The following is a 19,638-nucleotide window of genomic DNA, read 5'->3' on the forward strand; positions in this document are numbered from 1 at the left end:
CGAGAACCAATGCATAAAGACGTTTGGCGATCGTAAAGCTCATATATCGTTTTTGTAAAAGCAAGAAAACTCGTACACATTGACGATACCGCATGCCTGCACGAATGGAGGGACATCTTGCTACCGGCGGATAAGCATGTGCCTCATGCCCATTTGAAGACCTGAGCGTCCGGTAGCAGCTTCGATGTCGAAGTCGCGTGGAATATATAGAAGGCGAACTATTTTTATTAGTGAGCTATTTTTTACGAGACTTGTTAATACGTTGAAGCAAACGCCCCTCAACACGAAAAAGCCCCGCACGAGGCGGGGCGAAAGGCCAGCGGAAAATCTGCGCTGGCCAGGGGCTTTCAGCGATACGCTAGCGCGGCAATCCTGCCGGCTGGGGCGTGATATCCACGCTCTGGCGCATCATGCTCGCCGCACCTGAGCAGGTGCGGCGCAAGTCGTTGCTACTGAGCTTGAAGATGCCGACGGTTTCCTGCAGACGACCGGATTGTTCCTGCAGGGATTGCGCCGCCGCAGCAGCTTGCTCCACCAGGGCGGCGTTCTGTTGCGTCACTTCGTCCATCTGCACGATCGCCTGGTTGATCTGCTCGATGCCATCGCTCTGTTCTCCGCTGGCAGCCGTGATCTCAGCCACCACATCGGTGACGCGCCTGACGCTGGCCACCACCTCGCTCATGGTCGCACCCGCCTGTTCGACCAGACGGCTACCGTTTTCCACACGTTCGACCGAGGTATCGATCAGCGATTTGATTTCCTTCGCAGCGGCAGCACTACGCTGGGCCAGGGTGCGCACTTCGGAAGCCACCACTGCAAAGCCACGCCCTTGCTCACCCGCCCGCGCTGCTTCCACCGCAGCGTTCAGGGCCAGGATGTTGGTCTGGAACGCAATGCCATCGATGACCGTGATGATGTCCACGATCTTGCGCGAAGCATCATTGATCTGGCCCATGGTCTGAACGACTTCACCGACCACGCTGCCGCCCTGGGTCGCCACCTGCGAGGCGCTTGCGGCCAGGGCGTTGGCCTGACGGGCATTGTCGGCATTCTGCCTGACGGTGGAGGTGAGTTCTTCCATCGCCGAGGCGGTTTCTTCCAGCGCACCGGCCTGCTGTTCGGTGCGCGAGGACAGATCGAGGTTGCCGGTCGCAATCTGGCCCGATGCGGTGGCAATCGTATCGGTACCCAGGCGGACCTCGGTGACGATGCGATGCAGATTCTCGTTCATGGTCTTGAGTGAAGACAGCAGTGCGCCCGTTTCATCCCGTGAGGTCGCGGCGATCTGCACGGTAAGGTCACCTGATGCAACGGCGCTGGCCACTTCAACGGCTTCATTGAGAGGACGGGTGATGGAACGCGTGATCAGCACGGCGCATGCCACCGAGAGCAAGATGGCCAGGCCTGAGAGAACCACCATCAGATTGATGGCATCGGCCGCCGCTGCATCACTCTTGGCCACACTCTTTTCCATCAGCGATACCTGGAAGGCGATCATGTCCTTGAGCGCAGCGAAGTACTTGTCTTGCGCCGGGATCACCTCATTGAAGAGGTATTCGCTGGCCTCAGCCATCTTTCGCTGGCGAATCAGCTCAAGTACGCGGTCACGCGGTTTGGCATACTCGGCGCGGGCATCCCTGATCTTGCCAAACAGCTCCTTGCCCTTGGGCGTATTGAGGCGCTTCTCCAGATCGGCCATATGCTCGGTGACCTCGCGGGTATTGTTCGCCGCCCTGTCCAGGTACTTTTCGGCCGTCGCCGGGTCGGGAGCAATGATGGCGTTGCGCAGGGCACGCGCAGCGGTGTTGACCTTATCCGTGATCTGGTTCACCAGTGCGACCTTCACGTAGCGGTCATCGACGATTTCATCGGTGGCATCGCTGACCGCCTGCAGGTTCTTCACCCCGACGCCCGCAATCACGCACATCACCACGATCAGCGCAGCGAAACAGGCGCCAAGTCTCACGCTGATCTTGATATCGGACATTTTCATATTGCCTCCCCTTGATTGCCTCCTCCAGGAGGCTCGATTGAACGGGCACATCACATGTTGGAGCGCGGTCATTGATCACTCGGGGAAACTATACGCCACAAAATCAATTAATTCATTTTATTTGATTTAATTGTTGGAATTTAGCATCACCGGCACGATGGTCGTTGAACAGCGGAACGGGGGGCAACATCAGACATGCCGAAAACCGCTGGAACGCTTTTATAAACTTGGCTTCGAGCTATTTTTTCCACCGTGCATCGCGCTCATAAACTGAAGCAAACAGCGCGCAGAATCAGGTGAAAATTAAAATCGCGAGGCAATTTCATCGCAGAAATATCGTTGGATGCCTGAACAAATTATCAGATATGATGATTTTGATTTCTAAAAACAGCGGTTCTGCGCGTAGGGAAATTCCCGATGGCGACAAGACGCCAGGGGAGGTATGGTTCGGCGCAGCGCAGAACCGCCACATTCCATCTCATAACAACAAGATGATTCGTATTCAATCCCAACCACACAAGGGGGTTACCGTGTTTCAAAGCATGAAAATCGGGACAAAACTGGCACTGGGCTTCGCGGCCTTGCTGGCACTGACTGTCCTCGTCGCGGGGATATCGCTGATCAGCATCCGCACGCTGACCAGTTCCATCAAGGCGGGCGACGCCGTACAAACGCAGAAGTTGACGCCCCTGTACAACGCCCGTGAGGCACTGGATCAGACCGGGATTGCCGCTCGCAACGCCTATCTGTTCCGTAGCGATGCAGATGCGCAAAAAGAACTGGCCATCGTGGACGAGCAGAAACAGATCTATCTGAAGGCCATCAAGGATCTCGAGTCAGAGTTCGCGGGCAACCAGCTTTTTGACAAGGTGCGCGCCGACATGTTGAAGATGGCCGACGAACTCAAGCGCCCCCGGCTCTACCGCGAAAGCGGAAAGTCTGACGAGTTTCGTGACTTCCTGGTCAATGAATGCAGCCCCCTGCGACGCCAGATCGTGCTGGACATTGGCAAGCTGATTGTGCAGGTCGAAGCGGAAAACAAGCAGGCCCAACAAGATACGAACGATATGGCCAGCACTGCCGGAATCACGGTGGCAGTGCTGACGCTGGTAGTGGCTGCCATTTCGGCGCTGATTGCCGTGCTCATCACGCGAGGCCTGTTGAAACAACTCGGCGGCGAGCCTGCTTACGCCACGCAGATCGCTCAGCAGATTGCCAACGGCGATCTGACCACCGATGTACAGACCAAAGAGGGCGACAGTACCAGTCTCCTCTTTGCCATCAAGAACATGCGCAACAGCCTCGTATCCATCGTGACGCAAGTCCGCCAGGGCACCTTCATGATCGAACAGGCTTCGTCGGAAATCGCCTCCGGCAACCTCGATCTCTCTTCCCGCACCGAGCAGCAGGCCAGCTCCCTTGAGGAAACCGCATCGGCCATGGAAGAGATAATGACCACCGTCAAACAGAATGCCGACAACGCAAAGCAGGCAAGCCAGCTGGCGAACTCCGCTTCCGAGGTGGCCAGCCAGGGTGGCGAGGTGGTGGCTCAGGTCGTCACGACCATGGACGGCATCAATTCTTCTTCGCGCAAGATCGTAGACATCATCAGCGTCATTGACGGCATCGCCTTCCAGACCAACATTCTGGCTCTCAATGCAGCGGTGGAAGCCGCACGCGCTGGCGAGCAGGGGCGTGGCTTTGCGGTGGTGGCCTCCGAAGTGCGCAACCTGGCACAGCGCAGCGCCACGGCCGCCAAGGAAATCACCGAACTGATCAACGATTCGGTGAGCCAGATCGAGCGCGGCAGCAGCCTGGTGGAGCAAGCTGGTCAAACGATGGAAAACGTCGTCAGCAGCGTCAAGCGCGTGACCGACGTGGTGGCCGAGATTTCCATGGCGAGCCAGGAGCAAAGCAACGGCATCATCCAGGTCAATACCGCGATCACGCAGATGGATGAAGCGACCCAGCAAAACTCCGCATTGGTCGAGGAAGCTGCCGCAGCAGCGAATTCAATGCAGGAACAGGCGGGTACCTTGTCCGGACTGGTCGCCACGTTCAAGCTCGACGGCGCCCATGCACCGGGTGCAAAAAAACCTGTGATCAGCGGCACCAGGCATGAGCGCGCACTCACACCGGTAGCCCTCGTGCGTTAAGCACGTGTGGCCCGTGCGCTCATGCACGGGCCACAGTGTTACCGCTTGAGGCGGCTCTTTCCATCAGCTACGTGCCCCCACCTGACCCAGCAAGCGGAGTCCGGTCATGCGCACAAAAGCATCATAATCAACGGGCGCTCCCACCACGGTATCGGCGCGGTTGGCTTGCACATACGCCCAGGACCTGCCGCTGTCGGCGTCATAGACCAGCTTGAAAAGGCGCGCCGGTACCGCGATGTGGCCCCTGCCTATGGTACTGGGGGCGGCATCGAACAAGGGGCCCGTAAAGACGAAGACATCCCCGCGCGCCCGCATGACGTACTTGCGCGTATCCCGTTCGATCCTGGACCACGCGCCGGCATTGTGACGCTGATTCTGCGGGACCATGTTGGCCAGCGAAAAACTCTGTGCCATCGCCTCAGGCGTGGACATGTCGCCCGCCGGTGCCATGTGCCCGCGCGCGTAGCCTGATCCGCGATAGTCCTCCAGCTCGGCGCGGTCGGCGCGCGGCAGCCTTGCCTCAGGGTAGAACCTGTCAGTGCGATGCTGCTCCCGCGCATGCAAGAGTGCGGATCGGTTCAGACGTTCCACCACCACAAAGGGCGTCTTGGTCTGCGTGTTGTAGAGCACCGCAAACGCGCTGAAACACAATTCCCGCAAATGAGAGCCGGCCGGCAATTGCGCCGGATGTGCGCCGGGGAAGAACTGCGGGCATTGCGCAAAGCGCGCGACGGTAGCGCCCGGCCCGGCGTGCCGGACAGGAGCGGGCGGGTCTTCTGCGCCTGTCCACGTGGTGGCGTAACGATCGAGACTGAGCGTATCGCGCAAGCCTTCGGTCAGTTGCGGATTGAGGACGCAACTGGCAATGCCGAAGACAACGATCGTCGTGCTGGTGAATGAAATCAGAAAGCGACGGAAACTGCCCGACTGCTTCTGCTTGCTTTTTCTAGGGGTGGCACGCTTGCGGGGTGCTGCCTTTTTCTGTCTTGTTACCATGCTGGCCGCATGGTAACTTGCCGCGCGGATCAGTGCCAGCTCAGCAGGAGAGGCTCGAGGGGTTTCTCATCGGCCGGGCCGATACAGCCACGGAGTGGTAACAGATCCGGAGGCAACGCCCCCCCCGCTACGGCATGCCCCAGCAGGTGAGCAGCAATCGACCATCCGGATCTAATTGCCGCGCCAGCGCTGCATAACGATCATCCAGCGTGGCCGCCATCGCATACAGACGGGCCGCGCCCTTCGGCTCCCATTGTCCGGCATAGCCGGGCAAGCCGGCATCCCTGCGCCTGGCATCGAAGGGAACCCTGGAATGGATGAATTCCTCATGGGTTCTGCTACCTTCCGCATACGGCATCAGCCAGTTCAGCGCGTCAGCCAGGCTGCGGCCGCCGCTGCCCTTGAGCGTCAGCCAATGCTCTCCCCTCGCCTGGGCGGTCTGAGCTGCACGCACCAGTGGCTCCAGGTCATAGACCACATAATGCAGGGCATCGCGCTCCTCCATATCGAGGGTGCTGCCATCGTCCAGGATGTTGCGGCCGATCTGTGTGGCGAAGGCCCGGCGCGCACGGCCCCATAAGTTCTCGTCGCCCAGTGCAGCTGCCGCCAGCACTGCCAGCTTGACGCGATGCGAATTCCAGTTGTTCACCCAGCGCCCGTCGCGGGGCCGGAAGCCGCTCTCCATCTGCTGCAGATACCCTTCGGCCAGGGTGCGGATGAACTGGCCGGCGAGCTTGCGGCTGTCCGCATCCAGGGCGTCACGGGCCATGGCATACGCATCGATGTAGGCATCCAGAGCGGTCTCGTCGATGGGGTTGAAGTCAGGCTGATAGACCTCGGCCCAGGCGCTCATCAGACGCGAAAGTTGCCGGGCGTCTTCGGGATCATGGCGGGCCTGCCATAATTGCGCGAGCTGGCGCATCAGCGGCCAGTCGTGCTCGGCCTCGATACTGGCATCCCGGATACCTTGATGCGGCAAGGTTCCTTCGGTATGGACGTGCGCAATCGCACGCGGCTGCGGCGCCAGGTTCTTGTCCACTGCACGGCGCAGCGCGCCCAGTTGCGCCGGCGACGGCGGGTTGCAGGACGCTTGGGCCCATCCATGGAGCGGCACCAGGGTCAGCAACGCAGCCGTGACGATCAGGAGCCAATGGTCGGGGCGTCGCGGATGCCCTTGCCGGCTGGCTTCGGGAAAAAGTAGACGGGCAAGTCCCGCAGAAGGTCGTTTGAGAGGCATGTCGGTGTATCCGGAAGGAGGACAGGACACTCCTAACGCCGCGGCGGCAGATTGCGTGCACGCAACCCGCACAGCACATGGGCTTGTATGGATCTTGTCTGCTGGACCGACCTGCGCCGCTCTGGTTAGAATGCAGCGAACACTGTTACGGAGACAGTGGCTTACCTCTGCTACTTTCAGATTCGCAAAGCTGGCACCGGATTTTTCTCCCAGCGAATCGAATGGTCAACATCATGGATTGGGTTCCAATCGTCTTCATCATCTTCAAGGTTGCCGTGCTTGGCATCGGCATGTTCTATGCCATCAAGTGGCACTACGATCAGGGCAGGAAAGGCAAGCAGGCAGAACGGCGCGCCGTGCTGCGCGCGAGCGGCAAGGTGGCGCTGCTCTTCGTGGTGTCGCTGGTGGTGCTGGGGGCCGCGACCTTTTTCATCTCCCGGATGCTGGGTCTGGAATTGAGTTTTTCCTGATACGGCCGACCGCATCCGGGTCAGAAAAATTATATAAATAGTTTCCCTCATTCATGCGCCTGCGCAACAGTGTCGTCCGGACGAGGATGGCCTGCTCCCCGGGGGCTCACGCGATGACGCAGAGGTGACGCGCATATTCTTACGATGCTGTCAGCCCGGCTTTCCTGCAAATCAGGAATTGACTGATGCACGCACGTCGGTCCCGGCCACATAATCGCGAAGCCGTTCGTTCTGGTGTCAGGACGTAGCCCATCCACCCGGAGACCGCCTCATGAATCCGCGCCCTCGCGCTCGTACCTTGCTGATCGTCGAAGACAACAAGGATGTCCGCAGTATTTTTGCGGAAGTTTTTCAGAGCGTGGGCTATCAGGTGGTGGAAGCCGGTAACGGCGAAGATGCCCTGGCCCGGATGGCCGATGTGCATGAAGTGGTCGATGTGGTACTGACCGATCTGCGCATGCCGGTCATGGATGGCCTGGAACTGGCCACGCGGATCAAAGGTGATGCGCGCCTGTGCGCCATTCCGGTGGTGCTGCTCAGTGCCACGCCCATGGTCAATTCGTGGCAGGCACTGGAGGTGTTCTCGGCCCTGCTCACCAAACCCTGCTCGTTCGATCAGCTGCTCTCCACCATCGAAGCCGTACAGTAGGCAGCAGCGGGTAACGAAGACGATACCCGTCCGACAGCCGACGCTGACACCATCAAGGGAGCTTCACCGATGCCTGTCGCGCGCAGCCGGCGCGATCATGCAATGACTGCGCATGAGCGCAGGGCATCCATCAAGGAGTGAAATCATGTCGAACCAGAATCAAGGCGGTACCCGCGGCGGTTCCCACGAGCAGCACGTTCAGGCCGGACAGCAAAGCCACAAGAATGACCAGCAGAACCAGAGCAGCAGCGGCTCCGGTCAGCAGCAAGGTGGCGGCACGCGTGGTGGATCGCACGAACAGCACGTGCAAGCCGGGCAGCAGAGCCACAAGAACGACCAGCAGAACCAGAGCAGCAGCGGCTCCGGTCAGCAGCAGGGTGACTCCACCCGTGGCGGCACGCATGAGCAGCACGTGAAGGCCGGCCAGCAAAGCCACAAGAACAGCTGATATCGCGGATGCGCCTGCCTTCGCGGCAGGTGCGCGCGCCCGCCTCTGCCATCAGGGGCGGTGCGCCTGCTCTCCTCTTCCTCGCCGCAGCTTCATCCCACCCGCACAGGCCAGCATCGGATCACTCAGCGGATCTTGATCTCGACGAAGCGATTGCGCGGTTCAGGCACACCGCGTTTCTGCGGTACGCGTGGATCGCGCGCGCCTTTGCCGATAACCTCGATGCTCAACGCCTTCACTTCCGCACGTTGCAACTCGCGCTCGATCAGGCGCGCACGCCGCAGTGACAAGGCATCATTGATGGCATCGCTGCCGATGTTGTCGGCATGGCCCGTGAGGATGAACTCGCCTGCCGGAAATTCCTTGATCTCGGCCACGGCCTTCTTCAACAGATCCTGCGACGCGGGGGTCAGGCGGTCCGTGCCCAGTTCGAACAGGAGGTCATAGCTGCGCGGACGTGCGGGCAGGCTGCGCATGACCTCGACATAGCGACGCTCCACCTCGGCGGCGGAAATCGTCTGGGCCGGCCCGGCCTTGCCCCCGCGCGTCTCGACCGCTGCATAGGGCGCATTCAACGTCGTCTCGCCACTGGCGGTCTTGACCACGATGCTGCTGGCCGAACCATCGGGTTGCGGCAGCAGCACGAAACGCTCCGTGCGACCGGCGCATCCCGCCGTCAGCAGGAGCAGGGAGATCGTTGCACAAAGCGTCAGATGCTTATTCAGCTTATTCAGATGCTTATTCACTGCCCACCTCCACGATGAAGTCGGTGCCGCGGATGCCGATGGTGGCCGTCGGTGTGGACAGCGACTGGCTCTCCGGTGCCCGCTTGCCGATCAGTCCCGACACGTAGCGCAGCGTGCCCTTGGCCAGGCGCGCGGCGATGCCGCCCTCATCGGTCTTGTCGTTGTAGGCAAATCGCTCCAGCAGGAAATCACTGTTGGGCCCCAGCGAAATGAGCGTGTCGTCGCGCAAGGTGAAGCCGACCTCGCCGGAGGCTGCCGTCACCACACGATCCCCCGCATAAAGACGCTCGCCCACGGCCAGCGGTCGGCTCTTGCCGTTGCGCTCGGCGCGCACATCGCCTTGCAGAACCTTGATGATGCCGGCCTGGCTGGCTGTACTCTCCTGCGCTGACACACTGCCCTGGGTCAACAGCATGGCGGCGGCCAGCCCCCAGCCGCCTATCCGCAACGCCATGCGCGCGCACCCTGCCCTTGTGATACTCATGCCCGTTTCCTTTGCTGTTGTGAGGCCGCAGTCACTGCGGGCGGCGAGAAGCGCTGCCGATTGCCGCGCTTATCGCCTCTCTTGTCACCAGGCTGTCATCCATCTCGCCCCGGAGGACGATGCTGCGACGCAATTTCGCGGAAAACCGTCCAGGGCGTCAACACTTCTTTACATCTCAATGCACGGACCGACTTACGGCGTGTTGAGCAGTCCGCTTGCATGGCTGTCATGCGCAGGAGGGCATGATGATGAGATTGCGCATTTCTCCGGCGGCGTGGCGACAGCGATTTGTCAGCATCGACCGCCCTTTTGCGCGCATCGTCGGTAAAAACCAAGACAGATGTTTTTGCATGAACGGTGCAGAATCAAATACAGCTCAACAATAAAAAAGCTTACGACTCCTTACGTTTCGGTTTTGCGATAGGTCAATGTAGCCCCCATCGGGAAGCCTAGTATCTCCTCACGCGAACAGACACGGACCGTCTCGGCCCGGCGCCGTTGTTTTGCAATCAGGAGAACACTATGGCAATGGCAAATCAGACCTTTGGCTTCTACATGCCAAACGTATCGCTGATGGGTGTGGGTTGCGCCGAGGAAGTCGGCTTGCAGGCCAGGGCATTGGGCGCGCGACGCGTGTTCCTGTGCACTGACGTCGGCATGGTCAGGCTGGGCACGGCAGACAAGATCAAGGCCATCCTCGAGAGCGCCGCCCTGGCCGTCACCGTTTATGACGGCTCCGACCCGAATCCGACCGACAAGAATGTGGAAGCGGGTGTGCAGCTCTACCGCGCTTCGGATTGCGATGCGATCGTGTCCCTCGGAGGGGGCAGCGCCCACGACTGCGCCAAGGGCATCGGCATGGTGGTCAGCAACGGTGGCAACATCCGTGACTACGAAGGGCTGAACAAGACCAGCAAGCCCATGCCGCCCTTCCTGGCCATCAACACCACGGCCGGCACGGCCAGCGAGATGACGCGTTTCTGCATCATCACCAATACCGACAATCACGTGAAGATGGCCCTGGTGGACTGGCGCTGCACGCCCAACGTGGCCATCAACGATCCGCTGCTGATGAAGGACATGCCGGCCTCCCTCACCGCCGCCACCGGCATGGATGCGCTCACCCATGCCATCGAAGCCTACGTCTCCACGGCGGCCACGCCCATCACCGATGCGTGCGCCCTGCAGGCGATCCGGCTGATCGCGCAATGGCTGCGTCCGGCCGTGGCTAACGCCCAGCACATGCAAGCGCGCGACCAGATGGCCTATGCCGAATACCTGGCCGGCATGGCATTCAACAATGCCTCGCTCGGCTACGTCCACGCGATGGCACACCAGCTGGGCGGTTTCTACAATCTGCCGCACGGCGTGTGCAATGCCATCCTGCTGCCCGAGGTGTGCAGCTTCAACCTCATCGCCTGCCCGCAACGCTACGCCGACATCGCCGATGCCCTCGGTGAAAAAATCGCCAATCTCCCGGTGATGGAGGCGGCCGACAAGGCCATCAAGGCGATCCGGCAACTGGCCCGCGATGTGGCCATTCCTCCGAATCTGGCTGTGCTGGGCGTCAAGGAGAGCGACTTCGAACTGATGGCCGCCAATGCCAAGAAGGACGCCTGCCAGCTCACCAATCCACGCACGGCCACGCTGGAGCAGGTGGTCGCCATCTTCCGCCAGGCCCATCAGGGCTGAGCCCGTTTGTTTTCCGAAAGGTCATCATCATGAACGCCTTGCATACCGAACATATCGACCAGCAGTACAAGTTGCTCATCAATGGCGAATGGGTTCCCGCCCGTTCCGGCAATGAATTCACGTCCATCAACCCGGCTTCCGGCGAACTGCTGGCGCACTGCGCCAATGCCGACCGCGAAGACGTCGATGCCGCCGTGCAGGCCGCGTGGTCGGCCTACAAAACCTGGAAGGACACCAGCCCGGCTGAGCGCGCCGGCTTCCTGAACCGGATCGCCGACGCCATCGAGGCCAGGGCGCAGCATTTCGCCATGGTCGAAACGCTGGACAACGGCAAGCCCATCCGCGAAACCCTGGCCGTGGACATCCCCTCGGGCATCGATCACTTCCGTTATTTCGCCGCCGCCATCCGTACCGATGAAGGCAGCGCCACGCGCCTGGACAAGAACACCCTGAGCCTGATCCTGCGCGAACCCATCGGCGTGGTCGGCCAGATCATTCCATGGAATTTCCCCTTCCTGATGGCCGCCTGGAAACTGGCGCCCGCACTGGCCGCCGGCAACTGCGTGGTGATCAAGCCGTCTTCGGATACATCGTTGAGCCTGCTGGAACTGGGCAAGGTGCTCAAGGACATCCTGCCCAAGGGCGTGGTCAACATCGTTACCGGCAAGGGTTCCACCACCGGCAATTACATGCTGGAGCACGAAGGCTTCCGCAAACTGGCCTTCACCGGCTCCACCGATATCGGTTATACGGTCGCCGAAGCCGCCGCCAAGAAACTCATCCCCTCCACCCTCGAGCTGGGCGGCAAGTCGGCCAACATCATCTTCGCCGATGCCCCCTGGGAAAAGATGATCGAAGGCGTGCAGCTGGGCATCCTCTTCAACCAGGGGCAGGTCTGCTGCGCGGGCTCACGTATCTTCGTGCACAAGAGCATCTACCACCGCTTCGTCGAGGAAGCCGGCAAGGCCTTCTCGAAGGTCAACGTCAACCTGCCCTGGCTGGCCAACACGCAGATGGGGCCGCTGGTGAACGCGCACCAACTCAAGACGGTGCTGGGCTATGTGGATATCGGCCGCCAGGAAGGCGAAGTCCTCATCGGCGGCAATCGCGTTGGCCGCTCTGAACTGCTCAACGGCAATTTCATGGAACCCACCCTGATTGCGACCACCAACAACTCGCGCATTGCGCGAGAAGAAATCTTTGGCCCGGTCGGTGCGGTCATTGCTTTCGAGGATGAAGAGGAAGTCATCGCCATGGCCAATGACAGCGATTTCGGTCTGGGTGGCGCGGTGTGGACCAAGACCCTCAATACCGCCCTGCGGGTGGCCTCGGGCGTGGAGACCGGACGCATGTGGGTCAACACCTACAACCAGTTGCCGGCACACGCACCGTTCGGCGGCTACAAGAAGTCCGGTATCGGGCGCGAAAACCACAAGATGATGCTGGAGCACTATTCGCAGTGCAAGAACATCTTCATCAGCATGGATGAGGCCAAGCTCGGTCTTTACTAAGCACTACGCATCACTCTCGCAAGAGCCGCCCGTCCCGGGCGCTCTTGCGCAAGCCTCACAAAGGAAATGAACATGGCGCTCACGGTTGGAATACCCAAAGAGATATTTCCTGAAGAAAAACGCGTGGCGGCATCGCCCGAGATGGTCACCAAACTGATTGCGCTGGGTTTCCCGGTGCTGATCGAAACCCAGGCGGGTACCCCGGCCAGCATGCCCGATGAAGCTTTCCACGCAGCCGGCGCGACCATCGCCGCTTCCCCGCAACAGGTCTGGCAGGAAGCCGACCTCATTTTCAAAGTGCGCGCCCCCTCCCTGGCCGAAGTCGCCCTGATGAAGAAAGGCGCCACGCTCATCAGTTTCATCTGGCCGGCACAAAACGCCGAACTGATGACCGCACTGGCGGCCCGGCGTGCGACGGTGCTGGCCATGGATTGCATTCCCCGCATTTCGCGCGCACAAAAGTGCGATGCGCTCTCCTCGATGGCCAACATCGCCGGCTACCGTGCCGTGATCGAAGCGGCCAATCATTTCGGCCGCTTCTTCACCGGACAGATCACGGCGGCAGGCAAGGTGCCGCCGGCCAAGGTGTTCGTCATCGGCGCCGGCGTGGCAGGCCTGGCTGCGCTGGGAACATCGGTTTCGCTGGGCGCCGTGGTGCGCGCCAACGATACACGCCAGGAGGTGGCCGACCAGATCAAGTCCATGGGTGCCGAGTTCGTCGGCGTCAACTATGAGGAAGAAGGCTCCGGTGGCGGCGGCTATGCCAGGGTGATGAGCGAAGGCTATCAACAAGCCCAGCGCCAGGTCTTCGCCGGGCAGGCCAAGGACATCGACATCATCATCACCACTGCGCTGGTGCCGGGCAAACCGGCGCCCAAGCTGATTACCGACGAGATGGTGCAGAGCATGCGTCCCGGCAGCGTGATCGTCGACCTGGCCGCCGAACAGGGCGGCAATTGCGCACTGACGGTACCAGGCCAAGTCGTGGTGCGCCACGACGTCACGATCATCGGCTACACCGATCTGCCCTCGCGCCTGGCCAGGCAATCCAGCACGCTTTACGCGACCAACCTGCTGCGTCTGACCGAAGAACTCTGCAAGGCCAAGGACGGCACCCTGCTGGTCAATATGGAGGACGACATGATCCGCGGTGCCACCGTGCTCAAGGACGGTACGGTGACCTGGCCACCGCCAGCGATCAAGCCGGCGGCAGCTCCGGCCAAGCCCGCCGCCAGTCCACCCGCAACCGCCCCGCAAGCCACGACGGCTGCGGTGAAGAAACCCGCCTCACGCTGGGGCCCGCTGATCTTCGGGGGCGTCGCCGCCGTACTGCTGTGGCTGGTGGGTAGCTATGCGCCGACCGAGTTTCTGGAACACTTCACCGTCTTCATCCTGGCCTGCTTCGTCGGCTACATGGTGGTGTGGAACGTGACCGCTTCCCTGCATACCCCATTGATGAGCGTGACCAATGCGATCTCCAGCATCATCGCCATCGGCGCCATGACCCAGGTCAGCCCGGCACTGGGATCGTCAGGCACGCCCGCCTCCTATCTGCTGTTCGCCCTGGCCATTGCCGGCATCGTGCTGACGGCGGTGAACATGTTCGGTGGCTTCGCCGTGACGGGCCGCATGCTGGCGATGTTCCGCAAACAAGGATAATCATGAATCCCTCCTCTCTTGTGACCACCAGCTACATCGGTGCCATCGTCCTGTTCATCATGAGCCTGGGCGGCCTGTCCAACCCGGAAACCGCACGGCGCGGCAACGTCTACGGAATCATCGGCATGGCCGTGGCGATCCTGGCGACGATCTTCGGTCCGCACGTGACGATGCGCGGCCTGCCCTACCTGATCTGCGCCATCCTGGTCGGCGGCAGCATCGGACTGATCGCCGCCCGGCGCATCAAGATGACCCAGATGCCGGAACTGGTGGCGTTGATGCACAGCCTGGTGGGCCTGGCGGCCAGCCTGATCGGTTTCGTGTCCTACTTCAGCCATGCCGGTTCCGCCGCAGGCGCCGGCAGCATCATCCTGAAGGTGGAAATTTATATCGGCGTGCTGATCGGCGCGGTCACCTTCTCCGGCTCGCTGATCGCCTTCGGCAAGCTGGCCGGCAAGATCGGCGGCAAGCCCCTGATGCTGCCCGCACGTCACTGGCTCAACCTGGCCTGTCTGCTGCTGATGATCTGGCTGGCGGTCGACTTCGTGGGCGCGGCCAGTACCGCACAAGGACTGCTTCCCTTGCTCATCATGACGGGACTGGCCCTGCTCTTTGGCATCCACATGGTGATGGCCATCGGGGGCGCCGACATGCCGGTGGTGGTGTCGATGCTCAACTCCTATTCCGGCTGGGCCGCGACGGCGACCGGCTTCATCCTCTCCAACGACCTGCTCATCGTGACCGGCGCGCTGGTGGGGTCGTCCGGGGCCATCCTCTCCTCGATCATGTGCAAGGCCATGAACCGCAACTTCCTGAGCGTGATTGCCGGTGGCTTCGGCACCGGTGGTGCGGCGCTCAAGGGCGCTCAGGCGGCCATCGCCGGCGAGGTCACCGCCATCAGCGCCGAGGACACGGCGGCCATGCTCAAAGAAGCCAGGAGCGTCATCATCGTGCCGGGCTACGGCATGGCGGTGGCCCAGGCCCAGCACACCGTGTGGGAAATCACGGCATGGCTGCGCGAACGCGGTGTCCAGGTGCGCTTCGGCATCCACCCGGTCGCCGGCCGCATGCCTGGTCACATGAACGTGCTGCTGGCCGAGGCCAAGGTGCCCTACGACATCGTGATGGAAATGGATGAGATCAACCACGACTTCCCGGAGACCGACGTGGCCATCGTGATCGGCGCCAACGATATCGTCAATCCGGCCGCCGAAGACGATCCCGCCAGCCCCATCGCCGGCATGCCGGTGCTGCAGGTCTGGAAAGCCAGGTGCGCCATCGTCATGAAGCGCTCGATGGCTTCGGGCTATGCCGGTGTGGACAATCCGCTGTTCTACCGGGACAACACGCGGATGCTGTTTGGCGATGCCAAGAAGATGCTCGATGAGGTGTTGCTTGCGCTGAAGGGCTGATTCATCCGCTCTGCGCGCAAGCACTGCCCACAAAAAAACCGACCTGCATGGGTCGGTTTTTTTTGTGGGCAGTGTGCTGGCAGAGATGGACTCAGGCAGCCTGCTTGGCTTCCAGCATCGATTCTTCCAGGGCGATCAGGGATTCGATCGCGGCGATCAGCATGCCGATGCGGTGACGACGGTAGATCAGGCGTTTTCTTGCACGATTGTTCATGGTTTCTCCAGCAGCCGGCGCTGGGCCGGCGAGTTGACGGGTTGAACCGCCGTGAACGCGCCTGAAGCTTCATACGGCCTCCAGGCGGGTGTCCAACGGCCGAGGCCCGACATTATAGCCGACCGGCGCGCCACGACCTCACGCCACGCAAGCCCGGCGATACCGTTGGCTGTAGAGCCGGGTGGCCTCCAGGCCGGGCACGATGTGGTGGCGGCCCGGTGCCAGGTCGGCCACCAGGGCATCCAGATCCACCTCGCGCAAGGCGACCGCCGGCACGGCGGGAGCTTCGGCAGCGGCGTTTTCACGGCCTCGGGCCAAGGCGCGGAAAGTCGGCTGGCGACGGCCATCGCTCCAGCCCTCTTCGATCCATTCGCGGATGACCTGCTTTTCGTAACCGTCGAAGACCCCGAACATCTGGCCCCCGGCCGCATCGATCAGGCGCCAGAAGCGGCTCTGGCTGGCCTCCTTGCCGCGTGTGATCCAGTTGGCCTTTTGCATCTCCTCCAGGAAGCGCGCCATGCCCTCGGGCTGTTCCAGCCACTGGTTGACGGTCTTGCCGCCGATGCGGCAATAGTCCGAATGCATCATGCGGCCGAACGGAGCCTTGCTGGTCAGCACCTGCACCACTTCGTCCTGCAGCGAGAACGACCGGATCACGCCCAACGTGCTGGCACCCAGTTCATTGAGCAGATAGCCGCGCCTGACGCCCTCCATGAAAGCTGGCGTATCAGACGCCTGTGCCGCGGCCTGCGCAACCGCTTCGGCGGCCTTGCGTGCATGACCGCTGGCAGCGTTGTCGATGGTCACGTGCAGGGTGAAGTAATAGGGATCGATGCCCAGTTCATTGAGTTCGTAGGCGGTGATGAGAAGATGCAACGGCAATTGTTCGTAGCCGAGGTTGAAGCCGAACACCTCGGCCGCGAACTGCTCGCCGTGATGCGCCAGGCCCAGCTGGATGGCGCCCTGGACATAATGCTCATCAGACAGCGCAGGGCCGTGCTCGCAGCCGTGGGCGGCCAGCAGGCTGCGGTAGAGGGTCACGTGATTCATGGCGGCATCGCCATCGCCCAGCTCTTCCAGATAAGTGAGGATCAAGGGGCGGTAGAGCGGATCGCGCCAGCGCTTGACCGCACTGTAAAGCCAGGCGCCATCGACCATTTTGGTGGGCGCGACGCGGCGCAGGAAATTGAGGGCATGGGCCTTGCCGCTGAAGTAGCGGCGTGGCGCGCCTTGCTGGCGCTCCTTCAGGTAGCTTTCGTAAGCGCGGGCGACTTCGCCGGTGCGCCCCTCCATCCATCCGGCCAGCGCAGCAGGATGGCCAGGCAGATCGCAGGGCAGGCCGGCCGCCTGCTCCATCTGTTGCAGCAGGTAGTCCTGCCCCATCGCCAGGGCCGCCTCGTCGGGCACCGGCACGAACAGCTGCGCATACACGTGGGCAGCCTGCAAGCTGCCGGGCTGGTGGCGGTAGGCCTGGGCGGCCGAGCGGGCGGCCTGCATTTCCTCGACGGTAGATCGCATACATCCTCGCGCATAGTCAGATGCTTGCAGCATGCGATGCGCGGCACGGCAGCGCTATCAGCGGGCGGCCAGCATTGGTGTCGGAGAAAGCCCGGCGCGCGGTAGGACGTTGCAGCACGGGGGGCCGGCCAGCCATTGTCTTGGCGGTTTTTATGTCCGATAATCGCGGCCATGAACGATACCGCACAACGCCCCGCCCTCCCCGATCGCCTCAGCATCGATCCCCGCAGCCCGCATTACGATGCGGCCATTTTCGAGCACGACATCGGCATCAAGCTCAACGACAAGGAATTCAACAACGTCAGCGAGTACTGCATCAGCGAAGGCTGGATCAAGGTTCCCGCCGGCCGCGCACTGGACCGCAAGGGCCAGCCCATGCTGACCAAGCTGAAGGGGCGGGTCGAGCCTTTCTATCGTTGAGGGCCTGCATCGGTTACTGAACCCATTTCCTTTTCCGGATACAAGAAGGCCCGCAGCAATGCTGCGGGCCTTCTGTTTTTTTGGATGACGCGGCTACGTCGGCTTACCCCTCCAACGCCGCCCGTCCGACCCGGAACACGGCCACTGCCTGCACCAGTTCGCGCGCCTGGCCGGACAGACTGATGGCCGCCGCGGCACTTTCTTCCACCAGCGCCGCATTCTGCTGCGTGGTGCTATCCATCTGCGCCACCGCCTGCCCGACCTGGGCGATGCCGGTATTCTGCTCGGCCGTGGCGGCGTTGATGGAGACCATGATGTCGCTGACGCGGCGAATCGAATTGACCACCTCTTCCATGGTCTTGCCGGCCTGGTCCGCCAGTTGCGTACCCTGACCCACCTGATCGACGCTGGCGGTAATCAGTTCCTTGATCTCGCGCGCGGCCGTGGCCGAACGCTGGGCCAGGCTGCGCACCTCGGTGGCCACCACCGCAAAGCCACGTCCCTGCTCGCCGGCACGGGCCGCTTCTACCGCCGCATTGAGCGCCAGGATGTTGGTCTGGAAGGCGATGCCATCGATCACGCCGATGATGTCGCTGATACGGTCCGAGCTGGCGTGGATGCCTTGCATGGTCTGCACCACCTGCTGCACCACCGTGCCCCCCTGGCTGGCCACATCGGCGGCATCGCGCGCCAGCTGGCCGGCCTGGCGTGCGCTATCGGCATTCTGCTGTACGGTCGAACCCAGTTCTTCCATCGACGCAGCGGTCTGCTGCAAGGCGCTGGCCTGCTCTTCGGTGCGCTTGCTCAGGTCCGCATTGCCCTGGGCAATCTGGGCGCTGGCCGTGGCCACGCTTTCGGAATTGCTGCGCACGCTGCCGACCACCTTGCTCAGTTGTGCCGTCATGGCCTGCATGGCCTGCAGCAGGCGCGCCACTTCATCGCTGCCCCTGACCTCCACATGCTGGGTCAGGTCGCCCGCCGAGACGGCTTCGGTCAGGCGCACTGCCTCACCGATGGCGCTCGTGGTGGCACGGGTGATGGCCACCATCACCCACAGCGCGGCCAGTGCCAGCGCCGCCAGCGACACGCACAGCAGGATCAGCTCATTGCGCAGACGCGGGATCTTGGCCTGCAACTCACCGCGCATCATGTCAAAGGACGCGTTGACCAGAGTGAATTGCGTATCGATGATGCGCGTCATCGTGCTCACCCACTGGGGGGCCGGCATGGTGAGCTGGTCGGCGCGCACGATGGCGCTGTCGGCCATTTTGAAGGCTTCGTCAGCGGCCGCGACGGCCGCCGTGCGCGCACTCTCCACCTCAGTCGGCAGAGCCTGACGGCCGGCCGCCAGGGCCAGCGAACGACGCGCACTTTCATAGCTGCGGCGGGCGCGGTCGGAGAGGTTTTCCATGCGGGCGCGTTCTTCGGCATCGGCCTGACCGCGGCCCAGCATCACCGCGCCACGTGCACGGGCCTGACCCAATGCCTCGGTCAGTTGCGGCAGTTCGCTCATGACGGCACGCTGGATGTAGAACAGTGAGGCTTCCGCTTCCAGCGCCAGACCGGAACTGTTGGCGACGTCATCAATGAGATCCAGTTCGCGCTTGATCAGTGCGGCGTGCTGCAGGTTGCTCTGGGCACCGCTGATGGACTTGGCGGCGATGCTTTGCGCGAGCGCGCGCCAGTCGGCGGCAAGACCGTCCAGGGTGTCGTTGAGTGTCTTGTCCTTGAGCGGCAGCAGGCTGGTGCGCACGCGCTCAAAGGTGGCATCGACTTCCTTCTGGCGCTCCATGCGGGTGGCGGCAGCGCCGTCGCCATCGGCCAGATAGAGGGCCGAGAGGCCGCGATGCTGTTGCACCTGTTTGAGCAGCAACAGCAGTTCACGGGCGGGCTCGATGGCCAGACCTTCGCGCTGGGCAGTGACCAGCTCTTCGAGATTGGTGCGCACCAGCAGCGTGGTGGGCACGATGAACAGCATGAAAGCGAGTGTCCCGATGAGGACGAACTTACGTGAGTAATTAAGATGATTGATC

The 19,638-nt window shown here is 61.9% G+C and carries 17 protein-coding genes; 9 read left to right on the forward strand and 8 right to left on the reverse strand.

The genetic code is table 11. From position 1 onward, the window contains the following. Positions 1 to 358: 358 nt before the first annotated feature. Positions 359 to 1,993, reverse strand: a complete 1,635-nt coding sequence (locus AACH55_RS18335) for a methyl-accepting chemotaxis protein (RefSeq protein WP_338716082.1) — start codon at positions 1,991 to 1,993, stop codon at positions 359 to 361. 542 nt (positions 1,994 to 2,535) lie between these two features. Here AACH55_RS18335 and AACH55_RS18340 point away from each other — a divergent pair. After that, positions 2,536 to 4,149, forward strand: a complete 1,614-nt coding sequence (locus AACH55_RS18340; protein ID WP_338720346.1) for a methyl-accepting chemotaxis protein — start codon at positions 2,536 to 2,538, stop codon at positions 4,147 to 4,149. Between the two features lie 63 nt (positions 4,150 to 4,212). On the opposite strand, the gene AACH55_RS18345 is transcribed toward AACH55_RS18340, so the two are convergent. Continuing rightward, a complete protein-coding gene (locus AACH55_RS18345; protein WP_338716083.1) occupies positions 4,213 to 5,145 on the reverse strand; it encodes a DNA/RNA non-specific endonuclease in 933 nt (310 codons plus the stop codon). A gap of 127 nt (positions 5,146 to 5,272) precedes the next feature. After that, positions 5,273 to 6,382, reverse strand: a complete 1,110-nt coding sequence (locus AACH55_RS18350) for an alginate lyase family protein (RefSeq protein ID WP_338716084.1) — start codon at positions 6,380 to 6,382, stop codon at positions 5,273 to 5,275. 221 nt (positions 6,383 to 6,603) lie between these two features. Between AACH55_RS18350 and AACH55_RS18355 the strand changes: the two genes are divergently transcribed. The 3 genes from AACH55_RS18355 to AACH55_RS18365 all read left to right on the forward strand — a co-directional run bounded on the left by AACH55_RS18355 (position 6,604) and on the right by AACH55_RS18365 (position 7,949). Beyond that, positions 6,604 to 6,852, forward strand: coding sequence for a hypothetical protein (locus tag AACH55_RS18355; protein ID WP_338716085.1), 249 nt, complete (start codon positions 6,604 to 6,606; stop codon positions 6,850 to 6,852). Positions 6,853 to 7,123: 271 nt separating this feature from the next. Continuing rightward, on the forward strand, positions 7,124 to 7,501 hold the full coding sequence (locus tag AACH55_RS18360; RefSeq protein WP_338716086.1) for a response regulator: 378 nt from the start codon (positions 7,124 to 7,126) through the stop codon (positions 7,499 to 7,501). A gap of 145 nt (positions 7,502 to 7,646) precedes the next feature. Continuing rightward, the gene (locus AACH55_RS18365) at positions 7,647 to 7,949 is read left to right on the forward strand and encodes a hypothetical protein (RefSeq protein WP_338716087.1); all 303 of its coding nucleotides are present in this window, start codon (positions 7,647 to 7,649) and stop codon (positions 7,947 to 7,949) included. A gap of 125 nt (positions 7,950 to 8,074) precedes the next feature. Here the strand turns inward: AACH55_RS18365 and AACH55_RS18370 are convergent, their stop codons facing one another. After that, a complete protein-coding gene (locus AACH55_RS18370; RefSeq protein WP_338716088.1) occupies positions 8,075 to 8,593 on the reverse strand; it encodes a phosphate ABC transporter substrate-binding/OmpA family protein in 519 nt (172 codons plus the stop codon). Between the two features lie 94 nt (positions 8,594 to 8,687). Beyond that, on the reverse strand, positions 8,688 to 9,179 hold the full coding sequence (locus AACH55_RS18375) for a FecR domain-containing protein (protein ID WP_338716089.1): 492 nt from the start codon (positions 9,177 to 9,179) through the stop codon (positions 8,688 to 8,690). Positions 9,180 to 9,701: 522 nt separating this feature from the next. Here AACH55_RS18375 and AACH55_RS18380 point away from each other — a divergent pair. The 4 genes from AACH55_RS18380 (at position 9,702) to pntB (ending at position 15,453) form a co-directional block, all read left to right on the forward strand. After that, complete coding sequence (locus AACH55_RS18380) at positions 9,702 to 10,871, forward strand: iron-containing alcohol dehydrogenase (protein ID WP_338716090.1); 1,170 nt, start codon at positions 9,702 to 9,704, stop codon at positions 10,869 to 10,871. A gap of 29 nt (positions 10,872 to 10,900) precedes the next feature. Then, entirely contained in the window at positions 10,901 to 12,382 is a 1,482-nt protein-coding gene (locus AACH55_RS18385) for an aldehyde dehydrogenase family protein (protein WP_338716091.1), read from the forward strand. A 72-nt stretch (positions 12,383 to 12,454) separates the two neighbouring features. Beyond that, positions 12,455 to 14,041: a Re/Si-specific NAD(P)(+) transhydrogenase subunit alpha gene (locus AACH55_RS18390; RefSeq protein WP_338716092.1), complete on the forward strand. Its 1,587-nt coding sequence runs from the start codon at positions 12,455 to 12,457 to the stop codon at positions 14,039 to 14,041. Positions 14,042 to 14,043: 2 nt separating this feature from the next. After that, on the forward strand, positions 14,044 to 15,453 hold the full coding sequence (gene pntB, locus AACH55_RS18395) for a Re/Si-specific NAD(P)(+) transhydrogenase subunit beta (protein ID WP_338716093.1): 1,410 nt from the start codon (positions 14,044 to 14,046) through the stop codon (positions 15,451 to 15,453). 91 nt (positions 15,454 to 15,544) lie between these two features. Here the strand turns inward: pntB and AACH55_RS18400 are convergent, their stop codons facing one another. Further along, complete coding sequence (locus tag AACH55_RS18400; RefSeq protein ID WP_338716094.1) at positions 15,545 to 15,667, reverse strand: hypothetical protein; 123 nt, start codon at positions 15,665 to 15,667, stop codon at positions 15,545 to 15,547. 138 nt (positions 15,668 to 15,805) lie between these two features. Next, positions 15,806 to 17,185, reverse strand: coding sequence for an iron-containing redox enzyme family protein (locus AACH55_RS18405; protein ID WP_338716095.1), 1,380 nt, complete (start codon positions 17,183 to 17,185; stop codon positions 15,806 to 15,808). Positions 17,186 to 17,356: 171 nt separating this feature from the next. Here AACH55_RS18405 and AACH55_RS18410 point away from each other — a divergent pair, with 171 nt between their 5' ends. Beyond that, positions 17,357 to 17,605: a DUF3297 family protein gene (locus AACH55_RS18410; RefSeq protein ID WP_338716096.1), complete on the forward strand. Its 249-nt coding sequence runs from the start codon at positions 17,357 to 17,359 to the stop codon at positions 17,603 to 17,605. Positions 17,606 to 17,708: 103 nt separating this feature from the next. Here AACH55_RS18410 and AACH55_RS18415 read toward each other — a convergent pair whose 3' ends face one another. Further along, complete coding sequence (locus tag AACH55_RS18415) at positions 17,709 to 19,583, reverse strand: methyl-accepting chemotaxis protein (RefSeq protein WP_338716097.1); 1,875 nt, start codon at positions 19,581 to 19,583, stop codon at positions 17,709 to 17,711. Positions 19,584 to 19,638 lie beyond the last annotated feature (55 nt).

It is taken from the genome of Herbaspirillum sp. DW155 (assembly GCF_037076565.1).
In the GTDB taxonomy this organism is placed as follows: domain Bacteria; phylum Pseudomonadota; class Gammaproteobacteria; order Burkholderiales; family Burkholderiaceae_D; genus Herbaspirillum.